Here is a 13,722-nt window from a genome sequence, read left to right on the forward strand (position 1 = left end):
TCTTTCAAATTTGCCGCCTCCTCTCACTCAGGATTCAAGTCGTTCCATCAGCGCTTTATTCGTCCGTTTTCTCAGCTCATGGACATGCTCCTTATTGCGTTCTGCCACGCTTTTGCACAGTACGTCGAGCAGATACAGCTGGGCAATCTTGTTGGCAAAAGATCCGGCATCTGTCGCCGCTTCCTTTGCCGAGCAGATCAGCGCCAAGTCTGCCTCTTTCGTGATGGCCGATTTGATGTAATTTGTGACTGCAATGACTTTTGCGCCTTGTTCTTTGGCAATTTTGATATCGACGAGCACGTCTTTCGTATTGCCTGATGTGCTGATCGCGATTGCGACATCTTGGTCCGTCATCAGCGAAGCATCAATCGCCTGCAAGTGGCTGTCTGCTGAATAGACAACCTGAAACCCGATGCGGGAAAGGCGGTTGCGCAGTTCGGTAATGGTCGCCAGCGTATTGCCGACCCCAAACAGAAAGATCCGTTCGGCCTGATCAATCAACTCGGCCGCCTGACTGATCTCCTCATTTTCCATAAATTGCTTGGTTTCTGTCAGACTTTCCACCAGCTGATGATAGACAAGCCCTTTTAAACCTTCCTCTTCAGTCGCACCCGGCGTAAATTGAGCGGTTTGATTTTTCGCAAGAGCGATTTTAAAATCCTGAAATCCGGGAAATCCCACTTTTCGACAAAAACGAACAACCGTACTTTCGCCAACTTCGGCAAATTCGGCCAGCTCGTTGATGGAATAATTTTCGACCTCATCAGGATTGGTCAGAACAAATTGAGCGACCTTCTGTTCAGACTTGGTCAAGGATGGAAAATAACTGCTAATGATGGCTAATAAATTCACGCGTCTGCACCTCCGCCTACATTATAGCATAAAAAGGACAGGCAATTGTATTTGTGAAAGTGATCCACTTATGATGAAAAACAAGACCTCTCCAGTCGAGCCGGAAAGGTCTTGTTTGATGACTTAATATTTCTCGCGGTTGGTGATCCAGACGAATGGCAGATAGATGAGAACCCCGATGGCAATCAGGATAATCTGCAAGACGGATGCCCGCCAGTCGCCATTTGTTGCTAAGAAGCCAGAAATGATCGGTGGGGTCGTCCACGGGATCAGTACGCTCGTTTTGGCTATCCAGCCGAGACTTGTGGCAAAATAGGCAATGGTTGTCGTCACGAGTGGTGTCACGATGAGTGGAACCGCCAGAATTGGGTTGAATACGACTGGCAGACCGAACATGATCGGCTCGCTGACATTGAAAATCGATGGTACTACGCCGACTTTAGTCATTGCACGGTAGTCGGCCCGTTTTGAACCGATAAACAGTGCAATCACGAGACAGATCAGCACACCGCCGCCGCCCATCCAGGCAAAGCAGTCGATAAATGGTTTAGTGACAATATTTGGCAGCTCTTGGCCAGCTTTCAGCGCATCCATGTTTTGCTGGATGGCAGTCAGCATGATCGGCTCGCCAATAGATCCGAGAATAAATGTTCCGTGTAGCCCAAATGCCCAAAGCAGGTTGCAGAGGAAGACATAAACTAGGATGCCGCCCAGACTTTGGAAAGAACCGACAAGTGGTGCTTGGAAAAATTTAGTAATAAGATCAGGAATATTCGTATTGAAAGCTATCACAGTAACCACTTCGATTACAGCAAAAATGAGGGTCACTAGAAAAGCAGGAATTAGAATATTGAAAGATTTAGCAATGGACGGTGGAACAGCTTCCGGCATTTTGATTTTCAGTCGCTCAATTTTGCCGAATTTTGTCAGTAGTGTCACACCGATCAAAGAAGCAATAATTGCTAGGAACATACCGGTTGAGCTGGTCAAAGTCTGTGTCAGAACACCGCCAGCCGTGACTTCCTTGCCCGCCACATCTGTCAAAACAACCGTTGCCGGCAAGCAGGTTACAAAACTGATCAAGCCCATGACGCCGCCAAGTAGGCCATCTTCGTTGTAGCTTTGGGCCAGTTTATACCCAATTGTAAAGGCAATCAAAAGCGCCATGATCCCAAGTGTCGCATTGTAGACCTGATTACCGACTGCCTGCCATTGTTCAATCCCGTCGACCATTTTCAAAAGACCGTTGTCAGGATTTAAAACCAGATTATTGATCAACACCCAGAAGGAAGCGATGATCGTCGCCGGAATCAGCGTGATAAAGCCATCGCGTATGGCCGCAATGTGGCGCTGCCCGGCAAATTTGTTCGCGAGAGGCAAAATTTTATCGATCCATTTGTTACTTTCCATTTTGTCTTGTCTCCTTTTTTAGGAATTAATTGTACAGTGAATTTCAAACATACGATTCCAAGGCATTGAAACGTTTACATGCTCCGGTTCCTCAAAACTATTTTGTAAGAATTGACGGTGATATTTTTCAAGATCGTCGGTGATTCTGCGTGTGACTTGATCCGCCTGATCCTTCAAATCGAAATAGTTCAAGCCCAGACTCGGTAAAAACTGATGAGTCAAATCCATGCGAATGATTGCCTGATAGAACAGGTCTTCGTAAAAGTGGTGCAGTAGGTTCCGCGTGATCAGCGCCTGTTTCGTGCTGTTTCTTGCAAATACGCCAGCCGCAATCGAGCTGCCAAGTGAATTACAGTTGGTATTCCAAGCCTTGTAGCTAAGCAGATCTTTCGTAATGCCGTGTTTTTCAAGCAGTCGTAGCAGTTCCAAATCGCCGCCATTGGCAAAAGCCGCATCACAAAGAATCACCTTGCGCCCTGCTGCCATCTCTGTCGCCATTTGATCGACAAAAGTCAGCAAGTGCCGATAGCTGCTATAGGTCACATCTTTTTCCTCAAACTGATCCCACGATTCCTGCATCCATTTGCCCGGCGTATTGTAAGCCAGTATCAAATCGCTTTCATTTTTATCATCCGTCAAGACGCATCCTGCCGCCATGATATGTGCTTTCATACTTTCGCCGATAATCCGATCCTCATAAAGCGGCACAACCGATGGCCCCAAAGTCGATGCAAACAGTGGGAAAATTTTTGGTCGTACCTGATTTAGCTCATTATAAGCGCGTGCCAGAAGCGTCCAGCCAACCTCATCCGCCCCCGGATAAACCATGATGCGCAGACTAGCCTCACTACCCGCAATTTTTTGATAAGCTTGCTTTTGGTCGATCGCCGTGTAGCCGTATTCCGCTGAATCGTCCTGCGGGATGACCAGAAAATCGATGGTGCCGGCCTCGACTAGCTCGATGTTTTTTAGGTTGAGCGCCACATTGAAGCGGCGGCGGGTTTCATAATCCTCCAGGTCGGCTGCTGGAATCAGTTGCTTCAGCTGGGCCAGCTCAGCCTCTTCCTCCGGTGTAATCTTTTGACGTGCAGCCTTGTCCGTAAGTTCACCATGCCGGAAAATTTCTTTGCCGTAATCCGCATAGTAGTCCGGTTCCTCGTCACTACTGCTGTAGCGCGGGGTCCGCATGATTAGATTGGATAAATAGATTTTCAGGCTGGGCCGCCGTGCTTTCAGGTCAGCCAGACGGTTCGCGTAGCTTTCAATCGCCATTTCTTCCAAATGATGTAGCCGCGATGGTAGCAAACCGCCGTAGACGAGCATTTCGCACGAGAGAACGGCCGCATCTGTTCCCTCTATTTGTTCTTCCAAGCAGCGCCACAGCCGTTCCGTATCCGCCGGTTGCTTCTTACTGCCAAGCCATTCAACTGGCGGCGTTAGGATTTCCCAGTCCGCCACCTCGGCCGCGTTAATCGGATACACGGCATTGCATGGCCGTTCGTCGAGTGGTAAATAAAAAATGGAAGTCATATCAAATCAGCTCCTTTTTCTTTAAAAATCGTAAGGCATCGCCAACTGTTGCTGCATAGTGTTTCGCTTGGCTGCGCACTTCCTGGCTGGCATCTTGGACCGCAAAGGAGTACTCGGTTAGCGGGAACATCGTTGTGTCGCTTTCCGCGTCGCCAAAGATGACGACTTGTTCGGAGCTAAGTCCCATCTGTGCCATGACTTTCTTGACTGCCCGACCTTTGGAAACTTCTTTGGAAAAAATCTCCAATGACTGCTCGCTTGTCATGGTCGCCTGAACTGGGGACTCCTCGCCAAGTGGCAGTTTTGCTTTGATTTCGGCAAACTTTTCACGATTGCCAAACATCAAATAAATCACCGGATCAAATTCTGAGCGACTTGCAGCATCCAAATCGGCCACCACAATCGATGTATCGACAAATTCTGCCACTTCTTCCGGGTTACGCGGCGATGGGAAATAGCGGTTTTGGACGCTTGAGATCTCCACTCGAAGCCCGCTTGCAAAAACCACTCGATTGATCGGCTCAATCATGTCACTAGCGATCGGCAAAGCCTGCAAAATTTCTCCATCACGTTTTTTGATGACCGCCCCGTTTTGGCTGATTCGGAAAGCACCTTTAAAGCCCAGTGCTTCCTCAACAAATTCAATATCCTGATCGAGCCGGCCAGTACAGATCACAAGCTCGCCGCCTGATGCACAGAAAGCCTTGATCTCTTCCAAACTGGACGCATCAACTTGCCCCGTATGGTCAAGTAGTGTTCCATCTAAATCACAAATCAATAGTTTTGGTTTCTTCATAATGACTCCTTTGCTTCCTCTAATGCTGCCACGTAGCGCTGCGTAATCAGCTGTGGACGGGTAATAATCGAGCCAACCACAACCGCATAGGCTCCCGCTTGAAGCGCTTCTGCCACATGTGCCGGTTCGCTGACATGGCCTTCCAAAATGACCGGCAATCCTAGTTCCGCTTTAATCCGCTTCACCAATTCAAAATCCGGCGCCTCATGTGATCCGCTTGCTGCCGTGTAGCCAGACAGTGTCGTGCTCACCATATCAAAGCCATCCGCTTCCGCCTGCTTGGCTTCTGCAAATGTCGAAATATCCGCCATCGCAAGTTTATTTGCCTCATGTATCATCTCCACCAAGTCGACCGTTTTCTCCTGATGAGGACGCACGCGATCAGTCGCATCCAGCGCAATAATTTCTGCATCTGTTGTAAGTAGTTCCTGCACTTCTTTTGCCGTAGCCGTAATATAAATTTCAGAATCCGGATAGTCTCGTTTAATAATTCCGATCAGTGGCAGGGAAGTTGCTTGTTTGATTGCATTGATATCCGCCACGCTATTGGCTCTGATTCCAGCAGCACCACCCATTTCTGCCGCGACTGCCATCCGTGACATAATATATGAACTGTGGAGCGGCTCGTTTTCAAGTGCCTGACAAGAGACGATCAGCCCCTGTGCTAATTTTTCCAACATTTCCTACACCTTCTTTCTATTTCACACCCAAAGTATAGCACGCTTTCTTTCTGTTGTAAATATTTTTCTTTTTATATTTTTAAATGGAATTTTACACCAAAATAGTTTTTCAAGGATTTGATGTTGGTTATTCGCTATGTATCGCCAACAACTCCACACACTTTTTTGCCATAAAATCGTACAAATTAAATGGCCGCATTTTCCTACAATCAAAAAAAGCCGCCCATCCTTTGCAGAAATGAGCCGCTTTATCTTTTCTTTCGTATTGCTTCTTACAAAATCGAAAATCCTACACTGACTGCACAAATGGCTACTCCGCTAATGGAAACCGCGCCCCAAAGCCAGTCTCGCTTTCTCAGATTGGCAATCGTCATCGCCAAAAAACAGAGGATAAAAATCAGCTGCACCCAAATTGGATAATTCAGTCCGCTCCCCGTGCTAATCATATCCATCATCAGACCAATCACCACAAGGACCATTGCAAGAACTACTACGATTGCTAGAATTTTTTTCATCTTATCACCTATGTCGACTAAATTTTAGCATTATACTTACATTCACGCCATGTTTTTATAGTACCATGAAGATCCGCTCACGTAAAAAACAAACACATTGATTGACATTCCCACTACTTTGTATTACTATATATTAGAACCTAACATTACAAGGTAGTGAATTCATTTATTACCCAAATTAATTTTCTAGCAGGCACACTACTAAGTAATACTATTTAGCATAAGGAGGGATCCATTTGAAAGGCTTAACGGAGCTGCTCAAAGGTGTTTTAGAAGGCATCGTCTTACAAAAAATCAGTCAGGGAGAGACCTATGGCTATGAAATCACCCACTATCTGATCGATCTGGGATTTGAAGATATCGTGGAGGGCACTGTCTATACGGTTCTCCTCCGTCTCGAGAAAAAAGGCTTGCTCAACGTCGAAAAAAGAAAATCTGAGATGGGGCCGCCGCGAAAATTCTACACATTAAATGAAGCGGGTCAAGATTATTTGACCACTTTCTGGGAAAAATGGTCCTTTATTGAAGATAAGCTTCACCAATTGAAAGGAGAGTAATAAAAATGAAAAATCTAATTGAAAAAGTCACCGGATCAAAAAAACGCTATAAACAATATAAAAAAGATAAGCTCACCTTGCCTGCCGATTATCAGGAAGCGCTCGCCGCACTGGAAAAGTATATGTGGAATTTTGCCAAAGGGGATAATTTCATGGTCGTTCTCGAAGATGTGCTAGAAATTTTTCAGGAAAGTGCCATCGAACATATCCCGGTTTCAGAGATCGTTAATCATGATCCTGTTGAATTCGCTGACACCATCATGGAACAGTATCCTGAAACGCTTTGGCTCATTAAAATCAGAGAAAAGCTTAGAAAAGATATCAAAGAAATAGGTGATGAACATGGATGCGATTAAAATCCAAAACGTGACCAAAAGCTACAAGGATCACGAGGTGCTAAAAGGCATCGATTTGACTGTTCAGCGTGGGGAAATTTTTACGCTGCTAGGCGAAAACGGTGCCGGCAAAACCACTTTAATCAATATTTTAAGCACGTTGATCATGCCGAATGGCGGTTTTGTAGAAATCATGGGCAAGACGCTGCAGGAACCAGATGCCATTCGGTCGCTCATTAGTCTGAATTCCCAGTTTAATACTCTAGATGAGGAATTTAGCGGCTATAATAATCTGCTGATGATTGCACGTCTCAGAGGTGTTTCCCAACCGAAAGAGGAAATCACACGGCTGGCGGAGCGGCTGGATCTGACCACCTTCTGGAAGAAAAAAGTCAGCACCTATTCTGGTGGCATGAGAAGACGGCTCAACATGGCCATGTCGCTGATTGGTGACCCGGCAATCATTTTCCTAGACGAGCCGACAACGGGTATTGACCCGAAAAACCGGCTCGAAATTTGGAAAATCATTCAGGAAATCCGTGACGCCAAGAAAACCGTCTTTCTAACGACCCAATATTTGGAAGAAGCGGATCATCTGTCGGATCATATTGGCTTTATTCACGACGGCAGAATCGTTTTATACGGGACGCCTGCTGAAATCAAGAATACGGTCAGCAAAACGTATTCCCTGCAAGTGGCGGATGATGCCCTGCCGAAAACGCTGGTTTTAATGAACGAGGCTGGAATTGTCTACACGACAAATGACCAATTGATTGAGCTGGACGAAGATAATGCTCACAAAGGATTGGCGCTCATGACGGCCCACCAAATCGAGGTTCAAAAATTCTTATTAAACGAAAATAATCTTGAGACCATCTTCCTGAATGTCACCAGAAAGGAGGCGCTAAAATGAACTCCTTCAAACAGTTGAACGTCCTGACAAAACGGGTCATCCGGCTCAATCTGACCAATCCCGACACGCTTATCACGGTAATCGGGACACCACTTTTCATGCTGCTCTTTTTCGTCTATGTATTTGGCGGAAATATTGCAATTGATGGCGATCAGGCCAGTACAGCCGCCTATTTGAATTATTCATTGCCTGGCTTTCTGCTGATTTCCATGTCGATGGGCTCTGCCTATACGGCGCTGCGGATCAATATGGATAAAAATAAAGGCTTTCTCGACAGACTTCACTCACTGCCGATCAGACGTTGGGTCATTCTGGGCTCGCATGTCGTGGCTTCCGTGTTGTTTATGCTACTCGCCGAATGTATCGTTTTCCTGGCAGGCGTTCTGATGGGCTTCCGGCCGAACGCGACGACTGGCGACTTTCTGCTATTCATCGGGATCTCCATCCTGTTCGCCTTTGCGATCACACTGCTCGCCATTCCATTTTCCTTGAAAGCCAAGGACTACAATGGGGCTGGCGGCTTCTCTTACATTCTGCTGATGCTACTGTTTGTCAGCTCTGCTTTGATCCCAACTGACGGCATGGTGCTGCCAATCCGGCTCTTCGCTGAATACCAACCAATGACCCCCATTGTCGAGACCACCCGTGACCTGCTAAACGGCGCACCACTTTCCAGTTCGACTGCTGCTCAGGCCCTCATTTGGCTGATCGGTCTTGTGCTCGTCTGCGGATTCTTCGCCTATCGACGCTACCAGCAAATTTATACGAAAAATTAAAGCAAGTCCGGCAGTCGAACCGTTTTCAAAATGGCGCGACTGCCGGGCTTTTTTATGCTTTTACTGCCTGCCGCTCCAGTTCAAGCAGATACTTTTTCCGCTGAATGCCGCCGCCATAGCCGCCTAACTCTCCGTCCGTTTTGATGACACGGTGGCACGGGATCAAAATGGCGATCTGATTGGCACCGTTCGCATTGCCCACCGCCCTGACTTTATCCTTGTTGCCAAGCTCCCGCGCGATATCCCGGTAGCTGAGTGTTGTACCGGCTGGAATCGACGCCAAAATTGCCCATACTTGTTTTTGAAACGCCGAGCCATCCATATATAACGGAATGGAAAAGTCGATCGGTTCTTTTTGAAAGTAGCGTCCCAACTGCCTTTCCAACTCTTGATTGATGCTATTTTGACCATGAATGATCCGAAAATTATGCTTTTGACGCAGCTTTTCAATTTCTCTCTCCAAGCCTCTCCGGTCGACAAATTCCAGCAAATACAGATAGTTCTCATCCGACAGACTGAGCATTCGACCGATCGGCGTGGAAATAAAATGGGCATTCACAACTCGTATATCGGCTTTTTTGGCCGGATTGCCCATAATTTTGGTGAAAGCATCGTTAAAGCCACTAGAGGACTCATATCCCAGCGACAATTGCTGATCGATCACCCGGCTGCCCTCCATGATTTCTTTGAACGCCATGCCCATTCTCCGCGCACGTGCATATTGGACAAATGTCATGCCGTAAATCGTTTTAAATTTCCTTCTTGCAGTGGCAGAATGCAGGCCCAATTTTGAAAAATCCGCTTCCTGCCATCTTTTTTCCGGATTTCTTTCAACTTCGCGAACAAGCATTTGAACTTCTTCCGGAATTGTGTGAGGAAATGACAACGGTCGACAAATTTTACAAGGCCTGAAACCTGCCAAGAGCGCCTCTTCTGCCGACAAGAAAAAATCACAGTTTTCAAATTTTGGCTTTCTGGCGGTACAGGTTGCGTGGCAAAAAATGCCGGTCGTCTTGATTCCTGCAAAGAAAATCCCATCATAGGCTGGGTCTTTCTCCACCAACGCCCGATAAAACTCTTGCTTTTGACTAGTGGAAGTGATCACTGGCTTCCCCTCCTTTACCACCATTATACGAGCATTGTGATGAAAGATCTTCCGAAAAATGAACAACTATTTTTAGCTCTAGGAAATGAAAAACAGCATTCAAATCAAGCTGTTTTGAACGCTGTTTTCCTTTATTCAACTACTGTAGCCTGCTTACCGTACAATTCTCGTTCACGATTCAACAGGCGCTGATCATAATTTTCGACCTTACTTTCCAATTTTTCCAAAGTGGCCTGCATCTCAACGAGCCGCTCTCGAAGCTTGTCGCGCTGCTCTTTTAAAAGTTCGCGGCGTTCTTCCAGCGTGTCATCTCCCTGCTGAAACAGATGGACATATTCGATCAGCATGTCTACAGGAAGTCCAGCTCCGCGCATACACTTGGCAAAAAAGACCCATTTCAAATCCTCTTCCGTATAGTCGCGGTTGCCGCTTGCCGACCGATTGACCGGCGGAATCAAGCCGATTCTTTCATAATAACGCAGCGTATCTGGCGTCAGTTCATATTCTTTGGCAACTTGTGTAATATTCACCTGCCGCCCTCCTTTTCCATGCTCTATTTCTTCTATTGTAACACTTCGCGTAGCCTGCAAGTCAAGTCAGATAAAAAGGCCCCGGTGGCTACACCAAGACCTCTCGTGACGATTTATTTGCCAAGTTTAGAATACGGTTGTGAATGAATCATCCAGGTGATGCCGTATTTATCCGTGAACTGCCCCATTTTTCCGCCCCAGAACTGTTCTTCAAAAGGCATGGTCACGTCCACATCGGGAGAAGCTGCCACGTTTTCAAAAAAGTCATCTGCTTCTTTTGCAGCCGCCGCATCCTCACTGTTCACATCTAGCATTAGCGAGATTTGTCTGCTGGGCGCTATCTGATTGCCAAACGAATCGGCACAAAATAGCTCCGTCCCTAAAATGGTAAATCCGGCATGCATGGTCAAATTATCTAATTCCTCAGCAGGTAAGCCAAATTGTTTCGCTTGCTCCTCTGTGACGGGAACTCTCGTGATGTTTGTTGCACCAAATACTTTTTCATAATATGCCAGTGCCTCTTTTGCGCGTTCAAATGCCAAATACGGATATAAATTTGCCATCTTCTCCACCTCTTGTTTTCATACTTGAGCAGGTCGCTCCACCTCATTATAACGGAAAAGATCGTTAATTGTTATTACAAGGGAAAGACAAAAAGACAATTCCCTTACATGTTAATGAAGGAATCGCCTTTAACTGCCATGCGTATACTTGGATGAAAGCAAAGTGGGTTTTTTTCTAAAATATCTTACGGGTAAATCAATGAAGCGTATTGCGCTCTGTTACGCGATAAATGTGAATCGTCAAATAAACTTGCTCGTCTCGTGTTAGCTTGGTTTGATGCGTATTGACGAGATAGGCATTAATTTTCTCAGTACAACGAAATGCCTCTGGGTACTTTTTCTGAACCTGTTCGTAAAGAAAGTCGTCTCCCGATTCAATCACTTCGTTACGTAGCATCCTTTGCGCAAAATATTGCAAGTGCGTCACAAAACGTGTGTAATTGAGGGAGGTCTCATCCAACATCATGCCGAAATGGTAGGTCACGATACTTAAAATATCCTGAACAATTTGTGTCATCGCCAGCGTGTTGGTCATTTGCTGACCGTCTTGCCGCGCGTTGACGATATGAAGAGCAATAAAACCAGCCTCATCTTCATCCAAAATAAAACCTAGACGTTCTTGAATGATTCCGAGAGCTTTCAAACCTACCTGAAACTCCGGTTGATAGAATTTCTTGATTTCCCAAAGCAGTGCATTTTTCAAATTGATGCCTTGCTTATAACGGGAAATGGCAAAATTGATGTGATCGGTCAAAGTAAGATAGATATTGTCACTCAAATCCGCATTCAGTGCTTCCTTGGCATAGCTCACAATATCATCGGCGACTTTCAGATGTTCCATAGGGATTTCACTAATAAGTTCAGACAGTTTTTCCGACAGCTCATTTGTTTCCATAACAAAAGTTTTTTCTATGCAGCTTTCATCCACGATGTCTCCTATCTTCTTTTGAAAAGCTAGTCCGCGACCCATCACGACGATTTCTTTACCACCAGAATTTTCGGCCACGACGACATTGTTGTTGAGTATTTTCTTTATCACCATGTTTTTTCCACCCTTTCAAAAGAAAAAAACCCAAACTAATCTGATTACTACAATTATACATGATTCATCGCACTTGTAGTATTCAAATTAATTCAGGTTTTGCCTGCCGAACAGTAACAATCCTTCTATACTCAATTTATTATAGTCTATCAAGTAACCGTTTGCAACCCCATTTTGACGATTATATGTCGCTTTTTTTCTGCTTTCGTGATAAAGTAATCTATGAAAAACGAAGAAAAGGATGAAGAAATTGGCTTCAAAATTAATGCGCGGAACAGCCATCCTTACTTTTGGAACAGTTTTGTCCAAGGTGCTTGGCATACTTTATATTATTCCTTTTTACTGGATTATTGGCGGCGAAGAAAATGCCGCTCTTTTCAATTACGGATATGTACCCTACCAAATTTTTCTAAGCATCGCAACGGCAGGTGTCCCGCTAGCGATTGCCAAATATATCGCCCGCTATAATGCGATTGAAGAATATGCTGTCAGCCGCAAACTTTTCCGTTCCGGGATTTTCTTGATGCTGATTACGGGCGTTCTGACATTCATTGCCATGTACGCTTTAGCACCTATTTTGGCGGTCATGCAGGTGACAAGTAACAGCGATGGCTTTACAGCTCAAGACGTGACGATGGTCATGAGGGCTGTCAGCTTTGCACTGATCATTATTCCTGTCATGAGTCTTTTCAGAGGCTACTTCCAAGGTCATTATTCCATGGCACCCTCTGCTGTCAGCCAAGTGATCGAACAGCTGGCACGGATTATTTTCCTGCTTTCCGGAACATATATCGTCCTTCACGTTTTGGACGGTTCAATTGTAACAGCCATGAGCATCGCGACTTTTTCCGCCTTCATCGGTGCGATTGCCAGCATGCTTTGTCTGCTTTACTACTACTTTAAACGGCGGCCCTATCTGCGGAAACAATACGAGGCGGACAAAGGGACGCTTCATATTTCAATCCCAGCGCTTTATAAAAGCATCATTGTGACCGCCATCCCTTTTATCATTGTCGGGGTTGCTTCTTCACTCTATCAGCAGTATGACCTGTTCACTTTCCAGCGGATTATGGTCTGGCTTGGGGATACAGCGAAGGATGCGCAGGACAAGCTGGGGGTCATCAACCTTTCCGCACAGAAAATCGTGATGATTCCAGGAACGCTTGCCCTCTCCTTCTCGGTAGCACTCGTTCCGCTCGTTTCATCGGCATTCATTAAAAAGCAATATCAGGTTGTCCATAAAAATTTGACGGACGTTTTGCAGATGACGCTTTTCTTGACGCTGCCAGCCTGTCTGGGGATTGCCCTTTTGGCTGAGCCGATCTACACAATCTTTTATGGGTACAGTGCGTTTGGTACGGACATCTTAGCCTTTTATGCACCGATCGCCATTTTGTTCTCATTGTTTAGCGTGACCGCCGCGATCTTGCAGGGAATTGACGAACAGCGCTTTACGGTACTGAGTCTCCTGCTCGGTCTCCTTGTCAAATCCGTATTGCAAATGCCGCTGATGAGTTTAATGGGAACAAAAGGGGCACTAATGGCCACTGGTCTTGGTTATACCGTCTCGGTCATTTTCACATTGATCATTATCCATAAATATGCCCACTATTCCTTTAAACGGATTGGCCAGCGAACGATCGGCATTCTAATCCTAAACGTCGGCATGTTGATTGCGACCTATCTCGTGTATCTACTTTGCAGCCAGTTTATCAGTCCTGAGCACCGCTTAAGTTCGGTTGTGCTTCTTCTGATCTGCGTGCCAGTTGGGGTTTTCAGTTATGGTTATCTGAGCCTCAAAACGCGTCTATTTGATAAAATTTTCCCAGGACGCGGGGACCTTTTGCGCCAGAAATTGCGGATAAATTAACTAGTTTCTTTTTAAACATACAGGGTAAAGGATAACTCAGACAGATTTTAAAGGAGGATATTGAAATGCCGAAAGTGATGTCGAACCGGACTAGCCCAGCACTCGAAACTCCTAAGATCAAAGATGCCCTGCCAAGTGACCAGAAAAAGCAAACCTTTACGAAAACCAGTGTGAAACAGCCGCCTGCCAAGGATATTAAACAGCAGTTCCACCGGAGAATATTAGATTAGCAAAATCATCGACCTCGT

At 45.8% G+C, this 13,722-nt stretch carries 16 protein-coding genes; 6 read left to right on the forward strand and 10 right to left on the reverse strand.

The window, feature by feature from the left end; all coding sequences use genetic code 11:
* Nucleotides 1–27 precede the first annotated feature (27 nt).
* From CS921_RS11030 to CS921_RS11055, 6 genes are all read right to left on the reverse strand, one after another.
* Nucleotides 28–852: a MurR/RpiR family transcriptional regulator gene (locus CS921_RS11030; RefSeq protein WP_099223873.1), complete on the reverse strand. Its 825-nt coding sequence runs from the start codon at nucleotides 850–852 to the stop codon at nucleotides 28–30.
* Nucleotides 853–975: 123 nt separating this feature from the next.
* Nucleotides 976–2,262 carry a PTS sugar transporter subunit IIC gene (locus tag CS921_RS11035; protein WP_099223874.1) on the reverse strand — a complete coding sequence of 429 codons (1,287 nt, stop codon included), beginning with the start codon at nucleotides 2,260–2,262 and terminating at the stop codon, nucleotides 976–978.
* Between the two features lie 18 nt (nucleotides 2,263–2,280).
* On the reverse strand, nucleotides 2,281–3,792 hold the full coding sequence (locus tag CS921_RS11040) for a DUF4127 family protein (protein WP_099223875.1): 1,512 nt from the start codon (nucleotides 3,790–3,792) through the stop codon (nucleotides 2,281–2,283).
* Between the two features lies 1 nt (nucleotide 3,793).
* Nucleotides 3,794–4,588 (reverse strand): Cof-type HAD-IIB family hydrolase, encoded by a 795-nt coding sequence (locus CS921_RS11045; RefSeq protein ID WP_099223876.1) that lies wholly within the window; start codon nucleotides 4,586–4,588, stop codon nucleotides 3,794–3,796.
* Nucleotides 4,585–5,268, reverse strand: coding sequence for an N-acetylmannosamine-6-phosphate 2-epimerase (locus CS921_RS11050; protein WP_099223877.1), 684 nt, complete (start codon nucleotides 5,266–5,268; stop codon nucleotides 4,585–4,587). Before CS921_RS11050 ends, CS921_RS11045 begins: the two co-directional genes overlap by 4 nt.
* 272 nt (nucleotides 5,269–5,540) lie before the next feature.
* Nucleotides 5,541–5,783 carry a hypothetical protein gene (locus CS921_RS11055; RefSeq protein WP_099223878.1) on the reverse strand — a complete coding sequence of 81 codons (243 nt, stop codon included), beginning with the start codon at nucleotides 5,781–5,783 and terminating at the stop codon, nucleotides 5,541–5,543.
* Between the two features lie 236 nt (nucleotides 5,784–6,019).
* On the opposite strand from CS921_RS11055, the gene CS921_RS11060 reads away from it, so the two are divergent.
* From CS921_RS11060 to CS921_RS11075, 4 genes are read left to right on the forward strand one after another with little or no spacing between them, the layout of a single operon-like run.
* Nucleotides 6,020–6,340, forward strand: a complete 321-nt coding sequence (locus CS921_RS11060) for a PadR family transcriptional regulator (RefSeq protein WP_099223879.1) — start codon at nucleotides 6,020–6,022, stop codon at nucleotides 6,338–6,340.
* 5 nt (nucleotides 6,341–6,345) lie between these two features.
* Complete coding sequence (locus tag CS921_RS11065; RefSeq protein ID WP_099223880.1) at nucleotides 6,346–6,696, forward strand: DUF1048 domain-containing protein; 351 nt, start codon at nucleotides 6,346–6,348, stop codon at nucleotides 6,694–6,696.
* Nucleotides 6,683–7,588, forward strand: coding sequence for an ABC transporter ATP-binding protein (locus tag CS921_RS11070; protein WP_099223881.1), 906 nt, complete (start codon nucleotides 6,683–6,685; stop codon nucleotides 7,586–7,588). The genes CS921_RS11065 and CS921_RS11070 overlap by 14 nt, the downstream gene beginning before the upstream one ends.
* Nucleotides 7,585–8,364, forward strand: a complete 780-nt coding sequence (locus CS921_RS11075) for an ABC transporter permease (RefSeq protein WP_099223883.1) — start codon at nucleotides 7,585–7,587, stop codon at nucleotides 8,362–8,364. The genes CS921_RS11070 and CS921_RS11075 overlap by 4 nt, the downstream gene beginning before the upstream one ends.
* 52 nt (nucleotides 8,365–8,416) lie before the next feature.
* Here the strand turns inward: CS921_RS11075 and CS921_RS11080 are convergent, their stop codons facing one another.
* The 4 genes from CS921_RS11080 to licT form a co-directional block, all read right to left on the reverse strand.
* The gene (locus CS921_RS11080; protein ID WP_099223885.1) at nucleotides 8,417–9,469 is read right to left on the reverse strand and encodes a bifunctional transcriptional activator/DNA repair enzyme AdaA; all 1,053 of its coding nucleotides are present in this window, start codon (nucleotides 9,467–9,469) and stop codon (nucleotides 8,417–8,419) included.
* Between the two features lie 131 nt (nucleotides 9,470–9,600).
* The gene (locus CS921_RS11085; protein WP_099223887.1) at nucleotides 9,601–9,999 is read right to left on the reverse strand and encodes a MerR family transcriptional regulator; all 399 of its coding nucleotides are present in this window, start codon (nucleotides 9,997–9,999) and stop codon (nucleotides 9,601–9,603) included.
* A 113-nt stretch (nucleotides 10,000–10,112) separates the two neighbouring features.
* Nucleotides 10,113–10,562, reverse strand: a complete 450-nt coding sequence (locus tag CS921_RS11090; RefSeq protein ID WP_099223889.1) for a VOC family protein — start codon at nucleotides 10,560–10,562, stop codon at nucleotides 10,113–10,115.
* Nucleotides 10,563–10,758: 196 nt separating this feature from the next.
* Complete coding sequence (gene licT, locus CS921_RS11095; protein ID WP_099223892.1) at nucleotides 10,759–11,604, reverse strand: BglG family transcription antiterminator LicT; 846 nt, start codon at nucleotides 11,602–11,604, stop codon at nucleotides 10,759–10,761.
* A gap of 250 nt (nucleotides 11,605–11,854) precedes the next feature.
* On the opposite strand from licT, the gene CS921_RS11100 reads away from it, so the two are divergent.
* The gene (locus tag CS921_RS11100) at nucleotides 11,855–13,474 is read left to right on the forward strand and encodes a putative polysaccharide biosynthesis protein (RefSeq protein WP_099223894.1); all 1,620 of its coding nucleotides are present in this window, start codon (nucleotides 11,855–11,857) and stop codon (nucleotides 13,472–13,474) included.
* A 65-nt stretch (nucleotides 13,475–13,539) separates the two neighbouring features.
* Nucleotides 13,540–13,704, forward strand: coding sequence for a hypothetical protein (locus CS921_RS15570; RefSeq protein WP_162921749.1), 165 nt, complete (start codon nucleotides 13,540–13,542; stop codon nucleotides 13,702–13,704).
* Nucleotides 13,705–13,722 lie beyond the last annotated feature (18 nt).

Origin of the sequence: Listeria costaricensis, from assembly GCF_900183385.1 — a bacterium.
GTDB classification, from domain to species: domain Bacteria; phylum Bacillota; class Bacilli; order Lactobacillales; family Listeriaceae; genus Listeria; species Listeria costaricensis.